The sequence below is a fragment of the Salinivibrio sharmensis genome (assembly GCF_001995985.1).
Lineage (GTDB): Bacteria > Pseudomonadota > Gammaproteobacteria > Enterobacterales > Vibrionaceae > Salinivibrio > Salinivibrio sharmensis.
In genome coordinates this window covers 61,659-87,684 of record NZ_MUFC01000001.1, presented here as the reverse complement: position 1 = coordinate 87,684, position 26,026 = coordinate 61,659, and the positions used below count along the sequence as shown (strand labels likewise).

Genomic DNA, 26,026 nt, shown 5'->3' with positions numbered 1-26,026 from the left:
ATAAAAAAACTGATGAGTGTAATGATAAAGGTACGAGACCGTAACGTAAAGTGTACGAATGCATTAGGGTAGTGAATCAGATGGTCTAATGTCATAATCAAAGGTCAACCACTGTGACAGATAAGGAGCGGCAGGGTGGATAATCAACAACATCAAGCCCCAATGCCACGAATCGCGATGCTTTCTACTGGCGAGGAAGTGTTGCTCGGAGATATCACGGATACCAATGCGACATGGCTATCAAGCATTCTCTTTGAAAATGGCTTAACCATGTCTCGTCGTGTGACTATCGGGGATGACCTTGATGATATGGCGATTGAACTCGTTCGGTTATCACAGACAGAGCAAGTGGTGATTGTGAATGGCGGCCTTGGGCCAACCACAGACGATCTCACCACGGCGGCGATGGCATCGGCCATGGGGGTGGAGCTGACGCTCAATGAAGCATGGCTTGATGAGCTGAAGCAGCGCTTTGAGCGTCATGGCAAACCAATGGCGCAGAGCAACCTTAAACAGGCGATGTTACCTGATGGTGCGCGACTCATTGAAAACCCGAAAGGAACAGCGTGTGGGTTTCATTGTGAACTTAATGGGTGTCATTTTTATTTTACGCCTGGTGTGCCTTCTGAGTTTTTCGACATGGTTGAGCACCAAATTCTTCCTGAGTTGTTACATATTTACGCGGCAAAAGCGCGATCATGTTACCGCTTGTTTACATTTGGCTTGTCAGAGTCCGGGATCAGTGACGTGATGGCATCATTAGTGCTTCCACAGGGAGCATCATTGGGTTATCGCTCGAGTCTGCCTTTTATTGAGGTAAAGCTGTTTATTGATGCGGACCATGATCAAAAAGACACCATCCTTGAGGCGCTGAAACAACGGCTCGCTGATTATGTTGTGTCTTATAATGAGCCAATGGCTTCAGCATTAGCGTTTGATGTTAGTCGTTACGGTATTGCCCTGAAAGTTGCTGAGCAATTTACCGGTGGTTGGCTGTCAAGCATACTCAATGGACAAGCGGCTCACTTGGTTGAACAAGGCTGGGTGATGTCTAATGCTCATGTCCCTGAACAGGCAGTGGCAAACCCGTTAGCGGCATCGCTGGCGATGGCCAGTGCCACTACTAGCCCTGACCAAAAGCAAATTGGCCTTGCATGTGGTCCTGAGTTGCATGGGCAGATTTGTGTGGCTATCTCGACACCAGAAGGAGAGTGGGGGCAGCGTTTAAGCTTTAAACGGCAGTTTTCTCACGATGATGCGCGTTGCTACATGTCGACCGTATTGCTAGACATGCTACGACGTTATTTAAATGGATACCCGGTGATTGCGGACTACGCCTCATTGACGCGACACGATGACATTTTTATTGATGCCGAGCGGATCGAATAGGGTAGACAGGAAGGCGAGGCGGTGCGGTGCTCTACGCCTCGTTAACTTGCTTTTTGATTTCTGCAGGCTGGTAGTCAAACGCGATGGAGACGTCAGTTTGTGGCGCGCTTTGACAAGCAAGAATTTCGCCAGGCATCACAAAGGCCATGGCGTCACCTTGGGTGACTGACCCCTGATTAAGCTTACAGCGGCAGGCGCCACACATGCCATTTCGGCATTGGTATTCAGGTTGAATACCGGCATCTTCCAACTGCTCCAGCAAGTTTTGGTGGGTGTTGCCACCCACCATTATGCCGTTCACTTCGATGGTGATACGGGTCATAGCTCGAAGTCACCAAAGTCTTCAACGCTGACTTCGTTGTCGATTTGACCAACTAAGTATGAACTAATCTCTGCTTCCTGTGGAGCGACCTGAACATTATCTGAGGACAACCAAGCGTTAATCCAAGGAATCGGATTTTGTGTCGCATTGTCATAGGCAGGCGCTAAGCCGACCGCAGACATACGCAGATTGGTAATGTACTCGACATACTGACACAAGATATCTTTGTTCAGACCGATCATCGAGCCGTCACGGAACAAATATTCTGCCCAATCTTTTTCTTGCTCAGCGGCTTTCTTGAATAGATCAAAACACTCTTGCTCGCACTCTTTGGCAATCTCGGCCATTTCAGGGTCGTCTTGACCGCTACGTAGAATGTTGAGCATGTGCTGTGTCCCAGTCAGGTGCAAGGCTTCGTCACGGGCAATAAACTTGATGATCTTAGCATTACCTTCCATCAGTTCACGCTCGGCAAAGGCAAAGGAGCATGCAAAACTGACATAGAAGCGAATGGCTTCAAGGGCGTTGACCGACATCAGGCATAAATACAGCTGGCGCTTCAGCGCGCGCAAGCTGACGGTGATCGTTTGACCATTAATCGTATGTGTCCCTTCACCTAGCTGGTGGTAGTAGTTACTCAGCTGAATCAAGTCATCATAATACTGGGCAATGTCTTCTGCGCGCTTTTGGATATGCTCATTCATCACGATGTCGTCAAACACAACCGCCGGATCAGCGACAATGTTGCGAATAATATGGGTGTAAGAGCGTGAATGAATGGTCTCTGAGAAGCTCCAGGTTTCAATCCAAGTCTCGAGCTCTGGAATAGAGACCAGCGGCAACAGGGCGACGTTAGGGCTACGACCTTGGATAGAGTCCAACAACGTTTGATACTTCAAGTTACTGATGAAAATATGCTTCTCATGTTCAGGTAACTTGTTGTAATCAATACGATCGCTCGATACGTCGACTTCTTCTGGGCGCCAAAAGAATGAAAGCTGCTTTTCGATCAGCTTTTCAAAAATCTCGTACTTTTGCTGATCGTAACGGGCAACATTGACGGACTGACCCAAGAACATAGGTTCTTTAAGCGGGTCATTGTTGATTTTAGAAAACGTACTGTAAGCCATGAATCTTATAAACCTCAAGAAAGGGCCCAAAGGCCCTTAACATATTGTGTTAGATCTTACATGCACCGCCGGCACAATCATCTTCAGCGGCTTGCGCAGCATTAGACTCCGATTGACCATCGCTCGCGCCATCACGTGTGTTGTGATAGTACAGGGTTTTAACCCCTAGTTTGTACGCGGTGAGCAAATCTTTAAGCAGCTGGTTCATAGGAACTTTACCGCTTGCATGTCGGCTCGGATCATAATTGGTGTTAGCAGAAATCGCTTGGTCGACGAATTTTTGCATGATACCGACTAGCTGTAAGTAACCTTCATTGCTGCCAATGTTCCAGAGCAGTTCGTAATTATCTTTATACTTGTGATACTCAGGTACCACTTGTTTGAGAATGCCATCTTTTGACGCTTTCACTGAGACAAACCCACGCGGTGGCTCAATGCCGTTAGTGGCATTAGAGATTTGCGAAGAAGTTTCTGAGGGCATCAAGGCTGTCAGCGTCGAGTTACGCAAGCCATAGGTCTGGATGTCCTTACGCAAGGTTTCCCAGTCCAGATGTAATGGCTCATCACAAATCGCATCCAAGTCTTTCTTGTAGGTATCAATTGGCAGAATACCTTGCGAGTATGTGGTTTCATTAAACGCAGGACACGCGCCTTTTTCTTTTGCCAACTCGACCGACGCACGCAACAAGTGATACTGAATCGCTTCGAAAGTGCGGTGGGTGAGGCCATTCGCACTGCCATCCGAATAACGGACACCATGCTTGGCGAGATGATAGGCAAAGTTAATCACACCCACACCGAGTGTACGGCGGTTCATGGTTGCTTTTCGCGCGGCCGGCAATGGGTAGTCTTGATAATCCAATAGCGCATCCAAGGCACGAATGGTCAAGTCGGCCAGCTCACCCAGCTCGTCGAGTGATTCAAGTGCGCCGAGGTTAAAGGCTGAGAGCGTACACAGTGCAATTTCACCGTTCTCATCTTCAACATTGTTCAGTGGCTTGGTCGGCAGTGCGATCTCAAGGCACAGGTTAGACTGACGAATCGGGGCTACGGATGCGTCAAACGGGCTATGGGTATTACAATGGTCAACGTTTTGAACGTAGATACGGCCGGTTGAGGCTCGCTCTTGCATCATCAGTGAGAACAGGTCAACCGCTTTGACTGTTTCGCGCTGGATAGAGGCATCCGCTTCATATTGGGTATACAGCCGCTCGAACTCGTCTTGGTCTTCGAAAAAGGCATCGTACAAGCCTGGTACATCCGACGGCGAGAACAAGGAAATGTTGCCACCTTTAAGCAGGCGGGTATACATCAACTTATTGATTTGCACACCATAATCCATATGACGCACACGGTTTTCTTCTACACCACGGTTGTTCTTCAGTACCAGTAGTGATTCTACTTCGCGGTGCCAAATTGGGTAGAACAAGGTTGCAGCGCCACCGCGAACGCCGCCTTGCGAGCAGCACTTCACCGCGGTTTGGAAATACTTATAAAACGGGATACAACCAGTGTGGAAGGCTTCGCCACCTCGGATAGGGCTACCCAAAGCGCGAATGCGACCTGCGTTAATACCAATCCCTGCGCGTTGTGACACATAGCGCACAATCGCGCTAGATGTGGCATTGATAGAATCTAAGCTGTCGTCACACTCAATCAACACGCATGAGCTAAACTGGCGGGTTGGTGTGCGCACACCCGACATGATAGGCGTTGGCAGTGAGATCTTAAATTGCGAGGCAGCATCATAAAAGCGACGGATATAGTCCAGGCGCGTCTCTTTCGGATATGATGCAAACAAGCACGCAGCAACCATCATGTACAAAAATTGCGCGCTCTCGTAAATTTCACCGGTCACGCGGTTTTGTACCAGGTATTTACCTTCCAGCTGTTTAACGGCCGCGTACGAGAAGTTCATGTCGCGCCAGTGGTCTAGGTAGCTATCAAGGGTGTCGAGCTCTTCTTCGCTGTAGTCTTCCAAGATATGCTTATCATACTTGCCTTTATCGACCATGTTTCTGACATGATCAACCAGTTTAGGTGGCTCGAACTGGCCATAGGCTTTTTTACGTAAGTGGAAGACCGCCAAGCGTGCCGCAAGATATTGATAATCTGGACTTTCTTCGGAGATTAGATCGGCGGCGGCTTTGATGATTGTCTCGTGGATATCTTCCGTGCGCATGCCATCATAAAACTGGATGTGAGAGCGCATCTCAACCAGAGAAACAGAAACGTTTGAGAGGCCTTCGGCAGCCCAAGTCACTACGCGATGGATCTTGTCGAGGTTTAAGTTTTCTTTGCGTCCATCACGCTTTAATACGGTAATTTCTTGGTTCATTTGTATGCTTTCCCAATATTCCCTTGCCAAACTGCTCTTTTTCGCAAGTCTTTATAAAATGCTGATGATTTTTTGGTCGGCCTCTATGCGGACATCTCGTCGCTCATACACTATATATAGGGGGCGATGTCCGAGTCGGTTACAAGATAGTGATATAACCTGCTTTTTGCAAGCCAGTCTTTGTTACGGTGGGTGTGGATATCTTGGGGATGTTATATCCAAAGTTAGTAATCACCAACCTAGTGACGCAAGGCCGACAAGATTAGTGAAAATTTCAATCACTGAAAGGTAAAAATCGGCAATAAAAAAAATTTATTTTGGTTGATCTTACTGATGATCAGTGATCGTTTTTAACTGCTTGAAAAGACAGCAAACCCCACAAAATGTGGGGTGTGACTAGGATCCAAGAATGGCACTGAGCTGATCAGGCTTGGCGAAAATATGATCTGCTTTCCAATTATGAACTAAGGCTTGATCACCGGTGTAACCCCATCCAGCAACAGCCGCGCCCATATTGGCGGCTCGAGCGGCTAATATATCGTTTTCAATGTCTCCAACGTACAGCCCTTGTTGTGGCACACAATTGAGGCTTTTTGCCGCTTCAAGCAGTGGCATCGGATGTGGTTTCGCATACTCATAAGTATCGGCACCGACAATGACTTTCGCGCTTTGAAGACGTGGGAAGAATGTCAGTAATTGATGGGTGAGCCCTTCGGGCTTATTGGTCACGATACCCCAGGGAATGTGCAGCTGATCTAGCGTATCGAGCAGCGTGTCTATGCCATCGTAGAGCTGTGTACCATGGCATATCGCTTCACCATAATGGTGAAGAAAACGCGCACGTAGGGCGATAGGATCTTGATATTGCGCTTGCTCACCGAACCCGGCGGTTAAGAGGCCCCGCGCACCAAAACTGGTGTGGGTGTAAATCTGTTCACGGGTTAACGGAGGCAAATCAAACTCGGCCAGGACACGATTGGCCGCCTCACCCATATCGGGCGCGGTATCAAGTAATGTGCCATCTAAATCAAACAGAACCGTTGATGGGGTCATGCGAGCGAGCTCCTTCCTGTCGACTAGGGCGCGACTGTGTGAACCAAGTAATTCACATCGACATTGCTGTTGGAGAGTTTGTAGGTATCAAACACCGGGTTGTAGTGTAGCCCAGTCATGTCTTTTGCTGTCAATGTCGTGGCGTCAATCATGTTCATCAGCTCTGAGGGGCGAATAAACTTATGATGCTCGTGCGTACCTTTTGGGACGAGTTTGAGAATATGCTCGGCACCTACAATCGCAAACAGCCAGGATTTGGCATTGCGGTTAAGCGTCGAGAAAAAGACATGGCCACCCGGTTTGACCATCTGTGCACAGGCTCGAATCACTGAGGCGGGTTCAGGCACGTGTTCGAGCATTTCCATACAAGTGACAACGTCATATTGCTGTGCATAGTTGCTGGCATGTTCTTCAGCGGTCGATTGGATATACTGTACATCGACACCCGCTTCAAGGGCATGGAGGCGCGCGACAGTTAAGGGCTCTTTGCCCATATCCAAGCCGGTGACCTCTGCGCCTTCTTGCGCCATGCTTTCCGCTAAGATGCCGCCACCACACCCCACATCAAGGACTTTTTTGCCGAATAGTCCGCCTGCTTTGTCCAAGACATAATCGAGGCGTAATGGGTTGATTTGATGCAAAGGCTTAAATTCCCCCTCTAAATCCCACCAACGCGAGGCCATATCCTCGAATTTTTGAATTTCTGCCGGATCGACATTCGGTACTTGGCTCATAACTGCAGCTTCCTTATCGGTTTTGCTGCATTATAACGAAATCCAACGCGATAAAAAGAAGCCGTGCTTCTCGCGGGGCCGGTGGGTGGCATGAATGGGGATTGACTGCGCTGAGTGAGGGTCAACGTATAGAAGTCGAGAAACGGCACGACGGCCAGCCACCGCCGTACCTAGGCGATACCATTAAGATGCGGTTAAAATGGCACTGGCCGCTATCATACCAGCCAAAATGTATTTGCCTACGATAAGGCAGGCACCAATGGCGTTGACGATACGAGTGAGCATAAGGCCTCCTCTTTTATATCAAGGCTACCCCAGAAAAGGGGGAAGCGCCGTCAGCTTCAAGTATGGCTGATGTCGCCAGTTTTGCGTAAGAAAGTGATCTTGAGCCCAAGTTAGGATAAGGATCCTTTTTTCGCGCTCAGCCACCTTGTGGGCTTATCTAGCAAAAAAATCATAGTTAGGTACGGAAGTGGTGGCTTTTTGTCCGTGTAGACGCGCTCAGAGCGTTTGCTAACGAGATCCGTGATACATCTTAGCCATATTCGCGTGTCTCGAGAGAGGGTTTGTGTTATCCTCCGTGGTCACGTATTTGAATACGCAAACATTATTTGAGGGATGTTGGCTCCATGAGCGATCTTGCTAAAGAGATCACGCCAGTCAATATCGAAGAGGAGCTGAAAAGCTCGTATCTCGACTATGCAATGTCCGTCATTGTTGGCCGAGCTCTTCCTGACGTGCGTGATGGCCTAAAGCCAGTACACCGCCGCGTATTATTCGCGATGAACGTACTTGGCAATGACTGGAACAAGCCATATAAGAAATCGGCCCGTGTGGTCGGCGATGTAATCGGTAAGTATCACCCCCATGGTGATAGTGCGGTATACGACACGATAGTGCGTATGGCGCAGCCGTTCTCACTGCGCTACATGTTGGTAGATGGCCAGGGTAACTTCGGCTCTATCGACGGTGACTCAGCGGCGGCAATGCGTTACACCGAAGTGCGCATGGCGAAAATCGCCCATGAACTGCTTGCCGATCTCGACAAAGAAACCGTGGATTATGTGCCGAACTACGACGGTACCGAACAAATCCCGGACGTATTGCCAACGCGTGTCCCCAACCTGCTGGTTAACGGCGGCTCCGGGATTGCGGTCGGGATGGCAACCAACATCCCACCTCACAACCTAACCGAAGTGGTTAACGGATGTCTGGCGTATATCGATAATGAAGATATCACTATTGATGAGCTGATGGAGTATATCCCAGGCCCAGACTTTCCAACCGCGGCAATGATCAATGGTCGCAAAGGGATTGAAGACGCGTATAAAACAGGGCGCGGAAAAATCTACTTGCGTGCCAAGGCGGATATCGAAACCGACAAAAATGGTAAAGAGACCATTGTTGTCAACGAGATCCCTTATCAAGTCAACAAAGCGCGCCTGATTGAAAAGATCGCCGAACTGGTTAAAGACAAGAAAATTGATGGCATTTCCGCGCTGCGTGATGAGTCTGATAAAGAGGGCATGCGGATTGTCATCGAGTGTCGACGAGATGCGGTGGCCGAGGTGGTACTTAACAACCTCTACGCGCAAACCCAATTGCAGACGTCATTCGGCATCAATATGGTGGCGCTGGATAACAACCAGCCGAAGCTCTTTAACCTAAAAGGGATGCTTGAGTGCTTCGTTAACCACCGCCGTGAAGTGGTTACACGTCGTACCGTGTACGAGTTGCGTAAAGCGCGCGACCGTGCCCATATCCTCGAAGGCTTGGCGGTTGCACTGGCCAACATCGACGAAGTGATTGAGCTCATTCGTCAAGCCCCCACGCCTGCGGTAGCCAAACAAGAGCTACAAGATCAAGGTTGGGGACTCGGTGGCGTGTCTGCCATGCTCGAAGCTGTGGGTGGCGAAAACGCGCGTCCTGAATGGTTGGCGCCAGAATTTGGTGCCCGTGATGATGGCTCGTACTATCTGACCGAGCAGCAAGCACAAGCGATTCTCGATTTACGCTTGCACAAGCTCACCGGGCTCGAGCACGAAAAAATCCTGGACGAGTATAAAGGCCTGCTCGAGCAAATTGCGGAGCTGCTGCATATCTTGGCCAGTACCGAGCGCTTGATGGAAGTGATCCGCGAAGAGCTCGAAGCCGTCCGTGATGGTTTTGGTGACAAACGTCTTACCGAAATTACTGCCGCGAGTGCCGATATTGATATTGAAGATCTTATCAATGAAGAAGATGTGGTCGTGACCTGGTCACACGATGGTTATGTCAAGTATCAGGTATTGAGTGACTACGAAGCGCAGCGCCGTGGTGGTAAGGGTAAATCAGCCACGCGAATGAAGGATGAAGACTTCATTGAGCGACTGCTGGTTGCTAACACCCATGACACAATACTGTGCTTCTCAACGCGCGGGCGTATGTATTGGCTGAAAGTCTATCAGCTACCCCATGCTTCGCGTAATGCGCGTGGTAAGCCAATTGTTAATCTACTCCCGCTGGAAGAAGATGAGCGTATCACCGCAATTCTACCTGTACGTGAGTATGAAGAAGACAAGTACGTCTTCATGGCCACAGCTCACGGCACGGTGAAGAAAACACCTCTGACTGACTTTAGCCGTCCACGTAGCGCTGGGATTATTGCAGTAAACTTGCGTGACGGCGATAGCCTGATTGGTGCGCAGCTTACTGACGATAGCAGTGAAGTCATGCTGTTCTCGCAATTCGGTAAAGTGGTGCGTTTCCTTGCATCCAATGACACCGTTCGCGCGATGGGCCGTACCGCCGCGGGGGTACGAGGCATTCAGCTGGCTGAAAACGATGAGGTCGTTTCGTTGATTGTTCCGCAAGAGAATGCAGAAATCTTGACCGTGACCGAGAACGGCTTTGGTAAGCGTACGGCGTTGGCTGAATATCCAACCAAGAGTCGTGCCACCAAAGGAGTGGTCTCAATCAAAGTGTCTGAGCGTAACGGCGATGTTGTCAGTGCCATCCAGGTGTGTGAAGGCGATGAGCTGATGATGATCACCAATGCGGGTACCTTGGTACGTACGCGTGCGGAAGAAGTCAGCCAGGTGAGTCGTAATACTCAAGGTGTGCGCCTAATTCGCGTCAGTGATGACGAGAAAGTGGTGGGCCTGCAGCGTATCGAGGAGCCTGACGAAGACGAGATGGAAGCCTTGGCTAATGAAGCTGGGACAACGACTCAGTCTGAAGGCAGCGAGGCGCCTACGGCGACCGATGATCACGACAGCGATGCGCAAGAGCAGCCGCCAGAGTCGGATGACGATCAAAACGGGTAAATTGCCGCTGAGATAACGTTTTAAGGGTGCAGTGAACTGCACCCTTTTTTAATGCCTATTGTCAGGAGTGATGGCGGAAATTGTGTTCGGATCTGCGTTGGCGCTTTCAAATTGTTCGCGAAACGTGTTAAATCAATCACACGCCTTTTAAAATAGAGAAACCCTTGCGACTTTCGACGCCGCAAGTGATAAATAAGCAGGAGCCCCTCCCCAACATGGATAAGGTATATAACTTCTCCGCAGGCCCCGCGATGTTGCCACGCGAGGTGATGCTAAAAGCACAAAAAGAATTGATGAACTGGCAAGACTTTGGTACCTCGGTGATGGAAGTGTCGCATCGCAGCCAAGCATTCCTGGCCCTTGCCCGTCAATCAGAGCAAGACTTGCGTGAACTTCTGGTGATCCCCGACAACTACCATATTCTTTTTTGTCAGGGAGGCGCGCGCGCGCAGTTCGCTGCGGTGCCCATGAATCTCATGGGCAATCACACCATCGCCGATTATGTCGATGGCGGCTATTGGGCCGAAAGTGCGGTCAAAGAAGCCAAACGTTATTGCACGCCTAATGTTATTAATGTTCGCCGTGAGCGAGAGGGCAAGCGTGCTATCTCGCCAGCCAAAGATTGGTTACTCAGTGACGATGCGGCGTATGTTCATTTCTGTCCTAATGAAACCATTGATGGTATTGAAATCAATGATCTGCCCGAGACCAATAAACCCATTGTCGCGGATATGTCTTCAACCATCCTGTCACGTCCGATTGATGTGTCTAAATATGGTGTGATTTACGCTGGCGCGCAAAAGAACATCGGCCCGGCCGGGCTGACCTTGGTGATTGTGCGTGATGATTTACTCGGTTTGGCAAAAGATGTCCTGCCTAGCGTGCTTAATTATAAAGTGTTGGCTGATAAAGACTCGATGTTTAACACGCCACCGACCTTTGCTTGGTATTTGGCCGCCGAGGTTTTTAAATGGTTGAAAAAGCAAGGTGGGATTGAGGCGGTTTACGCGCGTAATCAACAAAAGGCGGCGCTACTTTATCAAGCCATCGATCAATCGAGCTTATACCGCAATGACATCCACAGCGATAACCGATCTTTGATGAATGTGCCTTTCCAGTTAGCGAACAGCGAGTTAGATGAGACTTTCCTCGCCGAAGCCATGGAACAAGGCCTACATGCGCTGAAAGGCCACAGAGATGTGGGTGGTATGCGTGCCTCTATCTATAACGCCATGCCTCTCGAAGGAGTGCAAGCGCTGGTCGACTTTATGGCCAAGTTTGAAAAGAAATATGGCTAACAAGGGGCCGTGGCAGTCAAGCTAGACTGCTGCGTTAAGGGGCCACAGGGGACCTTCCCAAATTATTGGCGCTTGTGGCCACCTCTTGGTGTTATCTGCCATCGCTTGGCGTTATCTGGCAATACGTCGAGCGCAAATCAAGCCGCTTCTCTACGGGGGAAGCGGTTTTTTATTTGAGCGGCGAGAATGACAAAAATAATAATTGTGAGGTTACCGGTATTTTGGTTACTCTGGGGGCACTAAGCATCACGGATATAAACCAGAATGGAGCAACTGACACTTTCCCCGATTTCTCATGTGAACGGCCACATTAATCTTCCCGGCTCTAAAAGTGTGTCTAACCGCGCGCTTTTGCTTGCCGCGTTAGCCTCAGGCACCACCCGATTAACCAACTTACTGGATAGTGATGACGTGCGGCATATGCTCAATGCGTTTACCGCGTTAGGGGTCGACTATCAACTGTCCAGCGATCGCACCGAATGTGTGGTGCAAGGGCTGGGACAACCGTTTAATACCGCTGAGGCGACCACGCTCTTTCTTGGCAATGCGGGCACGGCGATGCGGCCATTAACGGCGGCACTATGCTTGGGAGAGGGTGACGTCACCCTGACGGGTGAGCCACGGATGAAAGAGCGTCCCATAGGCCACCTGGTTGAGGCTCTCAATGCGATTGGCGCTGATATCCAGTATCTTGAAACTGAAGGCTACCCGCCACTACGCATCCATGGCACCGGCTTAGCGGGGGGAGATGTCAGCATTGATGGTAGTATCTCCAGTCAGTTTCTCACCGCATTACTGATGGCCGCGCCATTTGCGGAGCAAGAAACCCGGATCACCATTAAAGGGGAGCTCGTTTCTAAACCTTATATCGATATTACCCTGGCAATCATGGCGCAATTTGGTGTTGAGGTACAAAATGATCATTACCAATCGTTTGTGATCCCTGCCGGGCAGCGCTACCAATCGCCAGGTCACTTCATGGTAGAGGGTGATGCGTCATCGGCCTCTTACTTCCTCGCCGCGGCCGCGATTAAGGGCGGTGAAGTCAAAGTGACGGGCATCGGGCGTCATAGTGTGCAAGGTGATATCCAGTTTGCTGACGCACTTGCAGCGATGGGTGCCGAGATTGAGTGGGGAGAGGATTATGTTCTCGCCCGTCGAAAGACGCTTAAAGGCGTTGACATGGACTTTAATCATATTCCTGATGCCGCGATGACCATCGGTGTGGTCGCGTTGTTTGCCGAGGGGCCCACTTGGATACGTAACGTGTACAATTGGCGGGTTAAAGAAACCGATCGCCTGTATGCGATGGCCACCGAGCTTAAAAAAGTGGGCGCTGTGGTTGAAGAGGGTGAAGACTATCTGTACGTCGAGCCACCAAAGCAGTTGCAACACGCAGCCATCGACACCTATGACGATCACCGCATGGCGATGTGCTTCTCGCTAGTGGCGTTAAGTGACACGCCCGTCACTATCAACGACCCAGGTTGTACCTCAAAAACCTTTCCGGACTACTTCGACAAGCTGGCCGCGATCAGCACCGCTGAATAATCAGTTTGCGCAACATTGCTGCTGATATCGACGCAGCAGCAATGATTTCCTCCCACATTTCTTCTATACTATGCGCCGATTTATCGATGGTTTGTTGGGCAAATAGCGACAGTGCTGCGCTAGGCTCGTCAAACCCGCTTTAAGCCTCACGCTAATAGATCAGCGAATTGAGCGAAGTAGACGAACGTGGAGAGATTTATGCCGACACAGGCGCCTGTAATTACAGTAGATGGCCCAAGTGGTGCAGGAAAAGGAACCTTATGTATGCGGTTGGCGGAGACACTAGGCTGGCACTTGCTAGACTCTGGTGCCATTTACCGCGTATTGGCATTAGCAGCAATCCATCATGATGTGGATACCTCATCGGAAGAAGCTCTAGTACCACTGGCGGCTAACCTAGACGTCCAATTTATCGCCGAGGGGGATCTGGTTAAGGTGATCCTCGAAGGGGAAGATGTGTCTGGCACCTTACGTACAGAACAAGTGGGCAACCAAGCGTCAAAAGTCGCTGCGCTCCCTCGCGTTCGCGAAGCATTGCTACGCCGCCAACGTGCGTTTGTCGGTGAGCCAGGCCTGATTGCTGACGGCCGTGATATGGGCACCGTGGTGTTCCCGCAAGCAGAGGCGAAAATCTTCCTGGATGCTAGCGCAGAAGAACGTGCGCGCCGACGCCAGCATCAGTTGCAAGGCAAGGGGGTTAATGTTACCTTTGACCGCCTTTTAAGCGAAATTCAAGAGCGTGATGATCGTGACCGCAATCGAGCGGTGGCACCATTGCGCCCCGCGTCAGATGCATTAGTGCTAGACTCAACGTCGTTATCAATCGACGAAGTGATCGCACAAGCACTGGCGTTTATTGAAAGCAAATTATCGGCTGCATAAGCAGTCTATAACCGTTAGCTGCAAGGATGATAGCTAACATATTTAACAACCCCATGCGGTAGGATACCCGTGGACGTTTATCAAATTGAAGATTTAAATATAATGACTGAATCTTTTGCTCAACTCTTTGAAGAGTCTCTAAAAGAAATCGAAACTCGCCCAGGTTCTATTGTTAAGGGTACTGTTGTTGCTATCGAGAACGGTTTCGTTCTGGTTGACGCAGGCCTGAAATCTGAATCGTCTATTCCAGCTGACCAATTCAAGAACGCTGCTGGCGAACTTGAAATTGAAATCGGCGGTGAAGTCGATGTAGCCCTGGACGCAGTGGAAGATGGTTTCGGTGAAACTCAGCTTTCTCGTGAGAAAGCGAAGCGTCACGAAGCTTGGATCCAGCTAGAGAAAGCGTACGAAGAAGCTGAAACCGTTAACGGTGTTATTAACGGTAAAGTGAAAGGTGGTTTCACCGTAGAACTGAACGGCATCCGTGCGTTCCTACCGGGTTCACTGGTTGACGTTCGTCCAGTACGTGACACTTCTCACCTGGAAGGCAAAGAGCTCGAGTTCAAAGTAATCAAGCTTGACCAGAAGCGCAACAACGTTGTTGTTTCTCGTCGTGCGGTTATCGAGTCAGAAAACAGCGTTGAGCGTGACGAGCTGCTAGCTTCTCTGCAAGAAGGCATGGAAGTTAAAGGTATCGTTAAGAACCTGACTGACTACGGTGCGTTCGTTGATCTTGGCGGCGTTGACGGCCTGCTTCACATCACTGACATGGCGTGGAAGCGCGTTAAGCACCCATCAGAAATCGTTAATGTTGGTGACGAAATCAACGTTAAGGTTCTGAAGTTTGACCGTGAGCGTACTCGCGTATCACTCGGCCTGAAACAACTGGGTGAAGATCCATGGGTAGCTATCGCTAACCGTTACCCAGAAGGTCACAAGCTGACTGGCCGTGTAACTAACCTGACTGACTACGGCTGCTTCGTTGAAATCGAAGAAGGCGTTGAAGGTCTGGTACACGTGTCTGAAATGGACTGGACCAACAAAAACATCCACCCATCTAAAGTGGTTAACGTGGGTGACGAAGTTGAAGTTATGGTTCTGGACATCGACGAAGAGCGTCGTCGTATCAGCCTTGGTCTGAAACAGTGTAAAGCCAACCCATGGCAGCAATTCGCTGAGACTCAGAACAAAGGCGACCGTGTAACTGGTAAGATCAAGTCAATCACTGACTTCGGTATCTTCATCGGTCTAGACGGCGGCATCGACGGTCTGGTTCACTTGTCTGACATTTCTTGGAACGTGGCTGGCGAAGAAGCCGTTCGCGAATACAAGAAAGGCGACGAGATCTCAGCAGTGGTTCTTCAGGTTGACGCCGAGCGTGAGCGTATCTCACTGGGCATCAAGCAGATGGAAGAAGACCCATTCAACAACTACCTGGCAGCGAACAAGAAAGGTGCTATCGTTAACGGTACGGTAACGGCTGTTGACGCGAAAGGCGCAACTGTTGAGCTTGCAGAAGGTGTTGAAGGTTATCTGCGTGCTTCTGAAGCGGCGCGTGACCGTGTTGAAGACGCGACTCAAGTACTTTCAGTTGGCGACAGTGTTGAAGCGAAGTTCACCGGCGTTGACCGTAAGAACCGCGTTCTGAACCTGTCTGTTCGTCTGAAAGACGAAGCTGATGAGCAAGAAGCGATGGCTAGCCTGAACAAATCTGATGAAGGCGCTATCGGTAATGCTATGGCTGACGCGTTTAAAGCAGCGAAGAGCGAATAATGTATAAGTTGAGGGGGAAATTTTCCCCCTCTGCATTTATACTGTTGAGAAACATACTAAAGCGGGGTGTCTATGACCAAATCTGAGTTAATTGAAAGGCTCTGTAGTCAGCAAGCCCATCTATCTGCCAAGCAGGTAGAGGATGCGATCAAGGAAATCCTTGAGCATATGGCGACCACACTTGAAAGCGGTGATCGTATTGAAATCCGTGGTTTTGGTAGTTTCTCACTCCATTATCGCGCGCCCCGAGTTGGGCGTAACCCTAAAACAGGAGAGAAAGTTGAGCTGGACGGTAAATACGTGCCTCACTTCAAACCTGGTAAGGAGCTTCGTGATCGCGTTAACATCTATGGTTAAGCGATAGACGCTGAAAAAAACGGCATGCTGTAAGTATGCCGTTTTTTTATGTCTATCGATCATAGCTTGCGTGGCGAATTTCCTGCATAATCATACTTTCTGTGTAAGATCTTGTACCCACAGCTAAAACCTTGGGCTCACCCTTATACGAGTGAGCATACGAGGCGTAGGGTACATCAGTAACGTTTCTACGTGGTACCAAGCAAACGTTCACAGTGACAAGTGCCTCGCACCTTGTCGTTCTGCCATAATTGAAGAGGCACTAGGCCTTTCGCAATGAGGGAATACTTGTGAAAATACTCGGCATTCTGTTTCTGGTGTTATGTTTTTTGATCACCTTGGCGCTGGGAGCGCAAAACCAAGAAGTGGTCAATTTTAATTACCTAATTGCCCAAGGGGAATTTCGTCTTTCTGTTATCTTGGGTATCGTCTTTGTCATTGGTTTTGGCATTGGCTGGCTAGTCTGCGGTGCGTTATACCTGAAAGCGAGAGTGACCGCTCGAGGGCTACGTAAACAGGTGGATAAGCAACGCAAAGAACTTGATAAATTGCGCACGGACCCGCTTAAGGAACAATAATTCATGCTAGAGCTGTTGTTTCTGTTGCTGCCAATTGCCGCCGGTTACGGCTGGTATATGGGTAACAGGAATGCTCGTCATCGACGGCAAGAACAGTCACATCACTTGTCTCGTCAGTATGTGGCGGGGCTCAACCTACTGCTGTCTGAACAATCAGATAAAGCGGTTGATCTGTTTATTGAGCTGCTCCAGGTCGACAATGAGACTATTGATACTCACCTCGCCTTAGGCAACCTGTTTCGCTCTCGGGGAGAGGTCGATCGTGCTATTCGCATTCACCAAAACCTGATTGCAAGGCCCAACCTAACGCTTGATCAGCGCAACCTCGCGATGCAACAGCTGGCCAAAGACTATATGGTGGCTGGCTTTTTTGATCGCGCAGAGAAGATATTTTCCGAACTGGTCGATGAGCCCGATTATCAAGAGTTTGCCCTTCAGCAGTTGCTAGCCATCTTTCAGCAAACCCGCGAATGGGAAAACGCGATTGATACTGCAGCAAAGCTGGTCAAGATGGGCAAGCACAAGTTACGTAAAGACATTGCGCACTTTCATTGTGAGCTGGCGATGCAACAACTCGCTGATGGTGATGAACACAAGGCACGGCAATGGTTACGTCGCGCCTTGTCGTATGATAAGAGCTGCGTGCGGGCCAGTTTGAAGCTGGCCAAGCTTGATATCCAGCATGAAGACTACAAAGGGGCGATTAAGCAGCTAGAGAACATCCTTGAGCAGGATGCGGACTTTGTCAGTGAGGCGCTACCACTGTTGGCGGAGAGCTATCGCGCGTTGGGGCGTGAAATGCATCTGGTCCGGTTTTTAAAAGAGTGCATTGAAAAGAACGCTGGCGTCAGCGCAGAGCTGATGCTGTCAGAAGTGATTGGCAATAATGAAAATATCGCCATGGCGCAAAGCTTTCTCACTCGCCAGCTTACCCGCAATCCGACCATGCGCGGTTTCCATAAGTTGATGGAATACCATGTCGACCAAGCCGAAGAGGGCCGCGCGAAAACCAGTTTGAACACGCTAAAAGACTTGGTCGCTGAACAGATGAAGGTGAAACCGCATTACCGTTGTCGAAAATGTGGCTTCTCCACTCACGCGCTCTACTGGCAATGCCCGTCCTGCAAAAGCTGGGGGGCAATCAAGCCAATCCGGGGGCTTGATGGCGAATAATGGCGATGCATTGGCATCGCCGTTTTTTTATCTATCGTTGCGGTATTCACCGCTTAGCTGAACACTATATAAGGAACGAGGAGACAACATGCACGACCCAAAAGTCATCGTGGCACTCGATTACGCAGACATGAATCAAGCACTGGCCTTTGTGGATAAGATAGAGCCGGGCTCATGTCGCTTAAAAGTGGGCAAAGAAATGTTCACGCTATTTGGGCCTGCATTGGTTAAACAGTTGCACGCGGGGGGACACGAGGTGTTTCTTGACCTTAAATTTCACGATATCCCGAATACGTGTGCACGTGCGGTTGCGGCGGCGGCGGAGTTAGGGGTCTGGATGGTAAACGTCCACGCCTCGGGTGGCGAGCGAATGATGGTTGCGGCACGTGAAGCCCTAGCCCCTTATGGCGGCAATCGCCCTTGGTTAATCGGCGTGACCGTACTGACCAGCATGACAGCAAACGATTTAGCGGACAGTGGTCTTCATACGTCACCGCAAGCACAGGTGCAGCGTTTAGCGGGTTTAACCAAACGGGCAGGACTTGATGGGGTGGTGTGCTCTGCGCATGAGGCCAGCCTACTCAAGGCCGAGTGCGGAGGTGGGTTTAAATTGATTACTCCCGGGATTCGTCCAGCTGGCAGTGACCAAGGTGATCAACGCCGCGTGATGACGCCAAAAGAAGCCGTGCAGGCGGGCTCTGACTATCTTGTGATTGGTCGGCCAGTGACACAGGCGGCTGATCCTGCCGCTGTGCTGGCAGCGATCAACCAAACGTTAACGAGCTAAGCGATCAAGACGATACGTTGTACTAACCAAGAGCGGCTAACAATGCCGCTCTTGCTCAATCTATGGCCGTGCGCCTGCTGACTTACGTGAGCGCCGGTCTAGGACAGGCGCGGTAAAATGACTGTCAATCAGTCTTTGCGTCAAGCTATGTTGCGGGTTGGCAAAAATATCCGCGGTATTACCGGCCTCTACCACGTCACCCTTTTGCATCACCATCAATTTATCGGTGACGTGTTTAATCACCCCCATATGCTGAGACACATAGACGTAAGACAACCCCATCTCATCTTGCAACTCCAACAACAAGTTGATGATTTGCGAGCGCATGGACATATCCAAGCCATTCAAGGCTTCATCGGCGACAATCACACTGGGCTGAAGAATTAAGGCTCTCGCAAGCGATACCCGTTGCTTTTGACCGGTGGCCAGCATTTGCGGATAAAAGTAGGCGTGCTCGGGGAGCAAGCCCACGCGCAATAGGGTGTTCTTAATGCGTTTGCCGCGCTCTTGCGGGGTCATATTAGTGTTTCGTCGCAAGGGGCCTTCTAAAATTTGACCGATCTGGTTGCGTGGGTTGAGCGAGGTGTTCGGGTCTTGGAAGATCATCCGAATCAATTTACAGCGGGTTTGGTAGTCTTTGTAACGCAGCGTCTCGCCATTAACCCGAATTTGTCCTGCAGTCGGTTCGATAACACCCGCAATCATGCGTGCTAGGGTTGATTTCCCTGAGCCATTCTCGCCCACAAAGGCAATGGTTTCCCCAACATCTAATGAGAAAGACACCGGCTTTACCGCATGCGTGACACGCTTTCTCAGCCACCCAGTGCGGTGATGATAATCTTTGGTGAGCCCGTCAATTTCAAGAAGAGCGGCCATGCTTGTTCTCCATGTTGAGTGGGAAATGACAGGCAAATTTATGATTTTTTACTTTTTGCGTGTGGGGAGTTTCCACACATTTACGTTGAGCATACGGGCAACGTGGGCCCAGTCGACAGCCGATGGGTAGATGTTGTAGTGGTGGTATTGAGCCGGGCAAGGTCTCGAGCTTGCTCTTGTGGGGGATATCGCGACTAAAATCAGGCATCGTTCGTAGCAAGGCATCGGTATAAGGGTGATGCGGCGTAGTCAAGATTTGCTCGCGGTTACCCGACTCTACCGACTGGCCACAATACATCACGGTGATCCTATCAGCCCAACGCGTCACCAAGGTCAGGTCATGGCTAATCAGCAAGATTGTCGTGTTAGATAACTGATTGGTGCGACTCAGTAAACGAAATATCTGCGCCTGGGTAATGGGGTCCAAATCGTTGGTCGGTTCATCCGCAATCAATAGGCGAGGGCGGTTCGCAATGGCCATCGCAATCATCACCTTTTGACACTCGCCATCGGTAAGCTCATACGGATAGCTTTCCATCACCCGTTTGTGGTCCTTGATACCCACTTTATGCAGCAAGGCGATGGAATGTTGTTTGCGCCAATTTAAACGCTGCCACCAACTGCCAGAAAATGACGCGGGCGGAATCGCTTCTTCAAGCTGATGACCCACCACTTCCGATGGGTCAAGACAGGTGGAAGGCTCTTGGAAAATCATCGCAATGTCTTTGCCGACCACATGGCGACGCTCACGCGCGGGGAGCTCTAATAGGTCAATGTTGCCCAAGCGTAATCGGTCAGCACTGACATGCCACTGGTCTTTGGTCACACCGCAAATGGCTTTAGCCACCAAGCTTTTGCCTGAGCCGGATTCACCCACCAAGCCACGAATCTCACCATCATTGATGGTTAGGCTCATACGGTCAACGGCTTTAACCATACCTTGTGGGGTTTCTATTTCTATGGTCAGGTGTCGAATATCAAGTAAGGGCATTATTCAGTTCCTGCATTGATGGCTTGGCTGATCCCCTCACCAACTAGGTTAACAACCAAAACACTAAACGCAATCGCCATCCCGGGCAGAGTGACCGTCCAAGGCGCAGTGAAAATCAGCTCGACAGAGTCCCCTAACATGGCACCCCATTCTGGCGCCGGTGGCTGTGCCCCAAGGCCTAAAAAACCGAGTGCGGCGACATCGAGAATAGAGACAGAAATAGCGCGGGTAATTTCGGTACTCAGCACAATGACAATATTGGGCAAAATCGAGTGATAGAGCAGATAAAAATCATTGGCACCGTCCAAGCGCGCGGCAATGATATAGTCTTTTCCTATTTCATCATGCACCGCGGTATACACGGCGCGAATGATACGTGGGATCAGTGATAGCCAAATAGCGAGCAATACTTGGGTTTCACCCACACCTAAAAACGCCACCACGATAATGGCCAACAATAATGATGGAATAGAAAGGATACTATCTAGGATATGGTTTAATACACTTGATTTGAGCCCCTTGGTCATCCCAGCCAGCACCCCAATCGCAACACCAACCACCGACGCGGCCAATGCGGTCATCAGCGCATAGCCAAAGGTGAGTCGAGAGCCGGCAATCAGGCGCGAGAGCATATCGCGGCTCAGGTCATCGGTACCTAAAAAGTACTCAATCTGTCCTGACTGTACCCAAGAGGGCGCCATCAGTAAGTGGCCAGTTTGATGCTGTGGGCTCCAAGGTGCCAACAATGGCGCAAACAAGGTGACCAGGATGAGCCCAACTAAGCACCAAAAACCAATCACCGCAAGCTTATTGCGACGAAACGCATTCCAGGTGCGCTCAAATTGGGTAGGGATATGCTGTTCAACGTAAACACTATTTGAGGGCATACCATTTTTTCCTTACCAGCGGGTTCATAAAGGCCCCTAATACATCCGAGATGATATTAATCAGTAACACAAACCCACCAATGACCAACACACCGCCTTGTACTGACACATAATCTTTAGCAATCAGGGCGTCGAGGAGCCAGCGCCCAATCCCCGGCCAGTTAAATACCGACTCAACGATGATCACAAAGGTCACCATGGTGGAAACCAATAGGCCAAAGTTAGGAATGATGGGTGGAATGGCGTTTTTCATCCCGTGACGAAGCACGATTTCCGTTTTTGATAGTCCCTTGGTTGCGGCGGCTTTGATGTAATTTTGCCGCATCACATAGGCCATGGAGTCGCGCACCATTTTGATGATCTCGGTGGTGGGCACCACGGCAAGCGTGAGGGTCGGTAACACTAAGTGGCGGATAATATCTGTTGCGACCTTACCTTGTAGCGGTAAATCTGACAGCCACAAATCCACCAGCGCGAAGCCAGAAATATGCGGGATCTCATACAAGAGGTTGTAGCGGCCTGATACCGGAAACCACTGTAAGTCGAGTGAGAACACCATAATAAATAAAATGGCCAACCAGAATGTTGGAATAGAGAACACCACCAGCGCAAATGAAGAAATCACCTTATCTGCCGGCCCTTGGCTGCGGATCCCAGCAATGGTGCCCAAAGGCACACCTACGACCAGACTGATAAAAAGCGCGGCAAAGCAAAGCTCCAAGGTCGCGGGCGCCACATGCGCCAGTGTCTCAACAACCGGCGAGCCATTGGCGGCTAAGCCGAGGTTTCCATCAAGTAATTGGCGAATGTAGTAAATCCAGCCTATCCAGTAATCGAATTGGTGCCAATTTGAATTGGGTGCCAGCAACATAATGTTGTAGGCGACCAAGGTGAGGATCACTAGGGTGATTAAGAATAAGTTGAGGCGTCGTAACGTATAAATCAACATAGGTTAGCGCTCCCGCGACACATCGGCAAAACTGTCGGCACCAAAGGGTGTCATTGTCAGTCCTGTCAGGCTGGCGTCACGCACTTGGTGCTGAATGCCGTGGGCAAGCGGGATGACGGGCATACGGCGATCGAGGATGGTTTGAGCTTCCTGATATAACGCCTTGCGCTCGGCCATCTTATCTGTGGCAATCGCCTGATTCAGCGTTTGGTCGAAAAAGCGGTTACACCAGTTGGAGATGTTCCAGCCAGTAAACTTCGCGTTGCAGGTGAGCAAAGGACGTAAGAAGGTATCAGGATCGCCATTATCGGCGACCCAGCCAGTCAACACCATATCGTGGCTGTCATCACCTTGGCGAATGGACGTGCGATTAACGGTTTTCTCCGGAATGATATTGACGTCGATACCAATCTCTCCCAAATCCGCTTGGATCAATTCCGCGGTTTTACGCGGGCTGGGATTAAACGCGGTGGGTTTAAGCGGCACGGTTAAGTCAACACTGAACCCATGTCGATACCCTGCTTTGGCAAGTAGTGCCGCGGCCAATTTGGGATCGTGCTGGGTTTTTCGGTTGGGATCGTAGGCCCATGACATGGGTGGTAACAAGCTGGTGGCTGGCGCGCCGGTACCATAATAGACTGAACTGAGCAGTGCCCCTCGGTCAATCGCAAGGTTAATCGCTTGACGCACTTCCACTTCCGAAAGGGCAGGATGACGGGTATTGAGGGCGATAAAAGCCACATTCATCCCTGTTTGCGACGACAAACTAAAGCGCTCATCGTCCACGACCACAGGCAGCTGGCTGGCAACCGGGGAGGCCAGCACATCACACTCGCCGGTTAACATTTTCGCAAGCGTCCCTGTGCCACGTGTTGAGACATCAAAGACCACTTGCTCCATGGGGGCAGGGCCTTGCCAGTACTGCCAATGGCGGCGCAATCGAATAAACTCTCGCGGCTGATACTCAGCTAACGCAAACGGGCCGGTGCCTACCGGATAAGTATCAAGTTGCTCGGGTTTGCCTTCATCCAGCAATTGGTTGCCATACTCTTTTGATAGGATCACTGAAAAGTTGGTGGCAAGGGTCGACAGAAAGGACACATCGGGTCGAGAAAGCGTGAATTGCACACGATAGGTATCAAGCGCTTTTACCTCGGTCACCAAACCATCAAAGTCCATGCTATCGAACCATGGATATTGGCCACCAGAGAGGTGATGAAACGGGTGACGAGGGTCGATGAGGCGGCGGAAGGAAAACACCACATCATCGGCGTTCAAGTAGCGTGATGGCGTAAACTTGGTGCTGCGGTGGAAAGCGACACCACGGCGAAGAGAGAAGGTGTAAGTTTTACCATCATCACTCACCTTCCAGCTTTTTGCTAGCATCGCCTCGGGTTGGTAGGTCTTCGGGTTCAGCCGTAGCAAACGATCATAAAGCTGACTCGACAAGGTATCAGCCGTAAGGCCGCCATCGGTCAACTGAGGATTAAAGGTGTTCGGCTGGCCAGGGCCACAAAACACAAAGCCACGATTGTCGGCCGCACGTTGATCGCTGGCAGCGTCACAACCTGCAAGGAGCAGACCACTCACCCCCAGGATCAAAAACTGGAAAAAAACGCGCATAAACCAAGTAAAATCAGCTATCAAAGTAAACCCCGTAATCTACCACCGAAACGGCTTTACCACCAAGCAAAGTAGGGGCTATCTGGTGTTTCTTTGCATAAGGGGTGTACCTGTGTCCGTACACTCAGCGCGTTTGATTATGCGCGTCGTGTTGCCCCAGGTTATGTTTTCGCAGCAGTCCCCTAAATTGATGGTAGCTTAGGCCAAGTAACTGCGCGGCCTTTCTCTGATGATAGTTGGCCTGCGACAGCGCCGCTGTGACCAAATCGCGTTCTTGAATGCTTTGCCATTGACGGAGGTCGAGTGGCAGAGAGGGCAGTGAGTCGGCCTCGGTGGTCGCAGTAACTACAGAATCAGCCCGCTGCCAAGGCGGTGAAAAAGGGTCTAAACAAATCGTGTCGATTGGTGTATTGGGATCATTATGACGGGAGAGCGCTCGTTCGACGGCATTCTTTAACTCACGCACATTACCCGGCCACGTGTAAGCCAGCAGCTGAGATTGAGCCTGTGCCGAAAAGCCAGCAAACAAAGAATAGCCAAGCTCCACCGCCATTTTCATTGCGAAGTGCTCAGCTAACAACAAAATATCTTGCTGGCGCTCACGAAGAGGGGGAAGGTGGATGACATCGAACGCGAGCCGATCAAGCAAGTCGGGTCGAAAGCGGTTCTCATGCGCCAGTCCAGGTAAATCTTCATTGGTGGCACAGATAAGACGCACATCGGCACGCAGAGGCGACGTGCCGCCTACCCGTTCATACTCGCCATATTCAATCACCCGCAGCAACTTTTCCTGTACGCCCAGGGGAGCGGTGGCTATTTCGTCCAAAAACAAAGTGCCGCCTTCAGCTCGCTCAAAACGTCCCGCATGTCGGCCTTTGGCGCTGGTAAAGGCCCCGGCTTCATGCCCGAATAACTCAGAATCGATCAATCCTTCGCTGAGTGCCGCACAGTTTAGGCTCACTAGCGGTTGCGACCAGCGGGCGGAGAGATAATGCAGGCGCTGTGCAATCAACTCTTTCCCCGTACCGCGCTCACCCATAATCAGTACCGGACGGTTTAGCGGGGCGAGCTGGCTAACATGATCCAACACGGCAAGAAAACGGTCCGATTCACCCAATAAATTGTCTTGTTCACGCATGGCGATTTTTACCAAATAGTGGTTTTCTTCATCATGGCCTTTTTCGTAGGGTAACGCAATCCATTTTAAACTATTGAAAATAAACGAATTAAAAGTTGGCATGGGATTTGGATAGAGTGAATGTGTCAGAGCCGATTACCACGGGTTAACGCGCCATTGGCCTTAACTCCAGGGCTCATCAACGAAGAAGCGTATTAAGGAGTTTATGATGGGAATTTTTTCGCGTTTTGCTGATATTGTGAATGCTAACGTCAACGCCTTGTTGGATAAGGCAGAGGATCCACAAAAAATGATCCGCTTGATTATCCAAGAAATGGAGGACACCTTGGTAGAGGTACGTACCTCTTCCGCCAAAGCGCTGGCCGATAAAAAAGAAGTGGCGCGTAAAATTGAAAACATCGAGCGTCAGATCCAAGAGTGGCAGGACAAAGCCTCACTCGCGTTGCAAAAAGATCGTGAAGACTTAGCGCGGGCCGCTTTAATCGAAAAGCAAAAAGCGCATGATGTTAAAGTCGCGCTGGATGAAGAGTTGTCGCTGATCAACGAGAGCGTAGAGAAGCTTGCCGGCGAGATTGTTGCACTAGAAACCAAACTCAGTGAGACACGCGCACGTCAGCAATCACTGACAATTCGTCGTGAAACGGCGGGTAATCGTCGCGATGTGCGTCGTCACCTTGGCAGTGGCCGCGCTGATGAAGCGATGGCGAAATTTGAACAATATGAGCGCCGTATTGACGAACTTGAAGCGGAAGCGGACAGTTATCAAGTTGGCAAGGGCAAAGGCCTGGAAGACGAGTTTGCCGATCTGCAAGCGCAGGATGAGATTGAAAAAGAGCTGGCGTCTTTAAAAGCCAAAATGAAAGACAACCAATCGTAACCGATACCACAAGGA

Annotated in this window: 22 protein-coding genes; 11 read left to right on the top strand and 11 right to left on the bottom strand. The window is 50.3% G+C overall.

Going from position 1 to position 26,026, the window contains the following annotated elements; genetic code table 11:
* Positions 1-135 precede the first annotated feature (135 nt).
* On the top strand, positions 136-1,389 hold the full coding sequence (locus tag BZG74_RS00440) for a CinA family nicotinamide mononucleotide deamidase-related protein (RefSeq protein WP_235605684.1): 1,254 nt from the start codon (positions 136-138) through the stop codon (positions 1,387-1,389).
* 31 nt (positions 1,390-1,420) lie between these two features.
* Here the strand turns inward: BZG74_RS00440 and yfaE are convergent, their stop codons facing one another.
* The 5 genes from yfaE to ubiG all read right to left on the bottom strand — a co-directional run bounded on the left by yfaE (position 1,421) and on the right by ubiG (position 6,966).
* On the bottom strand, positions 1,421-1,711 hold the full coding sequence (gene yfaE / locus BZG74_RS00435) for a class I ribonucleotide reductase maintenance protein YfaE (protein ID WP_077770881.1): 291 nt from the start codon (positions 1,709-1,711) through the stop codon (positions 1,421-1,423).
* Entirely contained in the window at positions 1,708-2,841 is a 1,134-nt protein-coding gene (gene nrdB, locus BZG74_RS00430) for a class Ia ribonucleoside-diphosphate reductase subunit beta (protein ID WP_077770880.1), read from the bottom strand. The genes yfaE and nrdB overlap by 4 nt, the downstream gene beginning before the upstream one ends.
* A gap of 49 nt (positions 2,842-2,890) precedes the next feature.
* Positions 2,891-5,179: a class 1a ribonucleoside-diphosphate reductase subunit alpha gene (gene nrdA / locus BZG74_RS00425; protein ID WP_077770879.1), complete on the bottom strand. Its 2,289-nt coding sequence runs from the start codon at positions 5,177-5,179 to the stop codon at positions 2,891-2,893.
* A 396-nt stretch (positions 5,180-5,575) separates the two neighbouring features.
* Positions 5,576-6,232 carry a phosphoglycolate phosphatase gene (gph, locus tag BZG74_RS00420; RefSeq protein ID WP_077770878.1) on the bottom strand — a complete coding sequence of 219 codons (657 nt, stop codon included), beginning with the start codon at positions 6,230-6,232 and terminating at the stop codon, positions 5,576-5,578.
* A gap of 23 nt (positions 6,233-6,255) precedes the next feature.
* Positions 6,256-6,966: a bifunctional 2-polyprenyl-6-hydroxyphenol methylase/3-demethylubiquinol 3-O-methyltransferase UbiG gene (gene ubiG / locus BZG74_RS00415; protein WP_077770877.1), complete on the bottom strand. Its 711-nt coding sequence runs from the start codon at positions 6,964-6,966 to the stop codon at positions 6,256-6,258.
* Positions 6,967-7,595: 629 nt separating this feature from the next.
* Between ubiG and gyrA the strand changes: the two genes are divergently transcribed.
* The 9 genes from gyrA (at position 7,596) to pyrF (ending at position 18,670) form a co-directional block, all read left to right on the top strand.
* On the top strand, positions 7,596-10,271 hold the full coding sequence (gene gyrA, locus BZG74_RS00410) for a DNA topoisomerase (ATP-hydrolyzing) subunit A (protein WP_077770876.1): 2,676 nt from the start codon (positions 7,596-7,598) through the stop codon (positions 10,269-10,271).
* 215 nt (positions 10,272-10,486) lie between these two features.
* On the top strand, positions 10,487-11,569 hold the full coding sequence (gene serC, locus BZG74_RS00405; RefSeq protein ID WP_077770875.1) for a 3-phosphoserine/phosphohydroxythreonine transaminase: 1,083 nt from the start codon (positions 10,487-10,489) through the stop codon (positions 11,567-11,569).
* A gap of 264 nt (positions 11,570-11,833) precedes the next feature.
* On the top strand, positions 11,834-13,120 hold the full coding sequence (gene aroA / locus BZG74_RS00400; protein ID WP_077770874.1) for a 3-phosphoshikimate 1-carboxyvinyltransferase: 1,287 nt from the start codon (positions 11,834-11,836) through the stop codon (positions 13,118-13,120).
* Positions 13,121-13,318: 198 nt separating this feature from the next.
* Positions 13,319-14,002, top strand: a complete 684-nt coding sequence (cmk, locus tag BZG74_RS00395; RefSeq protein WP_077599353.1) for a (d)CMP kinase — start codon at positions 13,319-13,321, stop codon at positions 14,000-14,002.
* A 102-nt stretch (positions 14,003-14,104) separates the two neighbouring features.
* The gene (gene rpsA / locus BZG74_RS00390; RefSeq protein WP_069361506.1) at positions 14,105-15,775 is read left to right on the top strand and encodes a 30S ribosomal protein S1; all 1,671 of its coding nucleotides are present in this window, start codon (positions 14,105-14,107) and stop codon (positions 15,773-15,775) included.
* Positions 15,776-15,847: 72 nt separating this feature from the next.
* Entirely contained in the window at positions 15,848-16,132 is a 285-nt protein-coding gene (gene ihfB / locus BZG74_RS00385; RefSeq protein ID WP_046073494.1) for an integration host factor subunit beta, read from the top strand.
* Between the two features lie 290 nt (positions 16,133-16,422).
* Positions 16,423-16,710, top strand: coding sequence for a LapA family protein (locus BZG74_RS00380; protein ID WP_077770873.1), 288 nt, complete (start codon positions 16,423-16,425; stop codon positions 16,708-16,710).
* A 3-nt stretch (positions 16,711-16,713) separates the two neighbouring features.
* Complete coding sequence (gene lapB, locus BZG74_RS00375) at positions 16,714-17,883, top strand: lipopolysaccharide assembly protein LapB (protein ID WP_077770872.1); 1,170 nt, start codon at positions 16,714-16,716, stop codon at positions 17,881-17,883.
* An 88-nt stretch (positions 17,884-17,971) separates the two neighbouring features.
* A complete protein-coding gene (pyrF, locus tag BZG74_RS00370; protein ID WP_077770871.1) occupies positions 17,972-18,670 on the top strand; it encodes an orotidine-5'-phosphate decarboxylase in 699 nt (232 codons plus the stop codon).
* Positions 18,671-18,730: 60 nt separating this feature from the next.
* Here the strand turns inward: pyrF and BZG74_RS00365 are convergent, their stop codons facing one another.
* The 6 genes from BZG74_RS00365 to pspF all read right to left on the bottom strand — a co-directional run bounded on the left by BZG74_RS00365 (position 18,731) and on the right by pspF (position 25,134).
* On the bottom strand, positions 18,731-19,546 hold the full coding sequence (locus BZG74_RS00365) for a peptide ABC transporter ATP-binding protein (RefSeq protein WP_077770870.1): 816 nt from the start codon (positions 19,544-19,546) through the stop codon (positions 18,731-18,733).
* A complete protein-coding gene (locus tag BZG74_RS00360; RefSeq protein ID WP_077770869.1) occupies positions 19,530-20,537 on the bottom strand; it encodes a peptide ABC transporter ATP-binding protein in 1,008 nt (335 codons plus the stop codon). The genes BZG74_RS00365 and BZG74_RS00360 overlap by 17 nt, the downstream gene beginning before the upstream one ends.
* Positions 20,537-21,424: a putrescine export ABC transporter permease SapC gene (gene sapC, locus BZG74_RS00355; protein WP_077770868.1), complete on the bottom strand. Its 888-nt coding sequence runs from the start codon at positions 21,422-21,424 to the stop codon at positions 20,537-20,539. The genes BZG74_RS00360 and sapC overlap by 1 nt, the downstream gene beginning before the upstream one ends.
* A complete protein-coding gene (locus tag BZG74_RS00350; RefSeq protein ID WP_077770867.1) occupies positions 21,411-22,373 on the bottom strand; it encodes an ABC transporter permease in 963 nt (320 codons plus the stop codon). Before BZG74_RS00350 ends, sapC begins: the two co-directional genes overlap by 14 nt.
* Positions 22,374-22,376: 3 nt before the next feature.
* Positions 22,377-23,996 carry an ABC transporter substrate-binding protein SapA gene (gene sapA / locus BZG74_RS00345; protein ID WP_077770866.1) on the bottom strand — a complete coding sequence of 540 codons (1,620 nt, stop codon included), beginning with the start codon at positions 23,994-23,996 and terminating at the stop codon, positions 22,377-22,379.
* 124 nt (positions 23,997-24,120) lie between these two features.
* Positions 24,121-25,134, bottom strand: coding sequence for a phage shock protein operon transcriptional activator (pspF, locus tag BZG74_RS00340; protein ID WP_077771113.1), 1,014 nt, complete (start codon positions 25,132-25,134; stop codon positions 24,121-24,123).
* Between the two features lie 208 nt (positions 25,135-25,342).
* On the opposite strand from pspF, the gene pspA reads away from it, so the two are divergent.
* Positions 25,343-26,011, top strand: a complete 669-nt coding sequence (gene pspA / locus BZG74_RS00335) for a phage shock protein PspA (protein ID WP_077770865.1) — start codon at positions 25,343-25,345, stop codon at positions 26,009-26,011.
* The last annotated feature ends 15 nt before the right edge of the window (positions 26,012-26,026 follow it).

Coding starts and splice junctions, on each gene's coding strand:
- yfaE (WP_077770881.1), bottom strand. CDS start 1,711: ATGACCCGTATCACCATCGAAGTGAACGGCATAATGGTGGGTGGCAAC.
- nrdB (WP_077770880.1), bottom strand. CDS start 2,841: ATGGCTTACAGTACGTTTTCTAAAATCAACAATGACCCGCTTAAAGAA.
- nrdA (WP_077770879.1), bottom strand. CDS start 5,179: ATGAACCAAGAAATTACCGTATTAAAGCGTGATGGACGCAAAGAAAAC.
- gph (WP_077770878.1), bottom strand. CDS start 6,232: ATGACCCCATCAACGGTTCTGTTTGATTTAGATGGCACATTACTTGAT.
- ubiG (WP_077770877.1), bottom strand. CDS start 6,966: ATGAGCCAAGTACCGAATGTCGATCCGGCAGAAATTCAAAAATTCGAG.
- gyrA (WP_077770876.1), top strand. CDS start 7,596: ATGAGCGATCTTGCTAAAGAGATCACGCCAGTCAATATCGAAGAGGAG.
- serC (WP_077770875.1), top strand. CDS start 10,487: ATGGATAAGGTATATAACTTCTCCGCAGGCCCCGCGATGTTGCCACGC.
- aroA (WP_077770874.1), top strand. CDS start 11,834: ATGGAGCAACTGACACTTTCCCCGATTTCTCATGTGAACGGCCACATT.
- cmk (WP_077599353.1), top strand. CDS start 13,319: ATGCCGACACAGGCGCCTGTAATTACAGTAGATGGCCCAAGTGGTGCA.
- rpsA (WP_069361506.1), top strand. CDS start 14,105: ATGACTGAATCTTTTGCTCAACTCTTTGAAGAGTCTCTAAAAGAAATC.
- ihfB (WP_046073494.1), top strand. CDS start 15,848: ATGACCAAATCTGAGTTAATTGAAAGGCTCTGTAGTCAGCAAGCCCAT.
- lapB (WP_077770872.1), top strand. CDS start 16,714: ATGCTAGAGCTGTTGTTTCTGTTGCTGCCAATTGCCGCCGGTTACGGC.
- pyrF (WP_077770871.1), top strand. CDS start 17,972: ATGCACGACCCAAAAGTCATCGTGGCACTCGATTACGCAGACATGAAT.
- BZG74_RS00365 (WP_077770870.1), bottom strand. CDS start 19,546: ATGGCCGCTCTTCTTGAAATTGACGGGCTCACCAAAGATTATCATCAC.
- BZG74_RS00360 (WP_077770869.1), bottom strand. CDS start 20,537: ATGCCCTTACTTGATATTCGACACCTGACCATAGAAATAGAAACCCCA.
- sapC (WP_077770868.1), bottom strand. CDS start 21,424: ATGCCCTCAAATAGTGTTTACGTTGAACAGCATATCCCTACCCAATTT.
- BZG74_RS00350 (WP_077770867.1), bottom strand. CDS start 22,373: ATGTTGATTTATACGTTACGACGCCTCAACTTATTCTTAATCACCCTA.
- sapA (WP_077770866.1), bottom strand. CDS start 23,996: ATGCGCGTTTTTTTCCAGTTTTTGATCCTGGGGGTGAGTGGTCTGCTC.
- pspF (WP_077771113.1), bottom strand. CDS start 25,134: ATGCGTGAACAAGACAATTTATTGGGTGAATCGGACCGTTTTCTTGCC.
- pspA (WP_077770865.1), top strand. CDS start 25,343: ATGGGAATTTTTTCGCGTTTTGCTGATATTGTGAATGCTAACGTCAAC.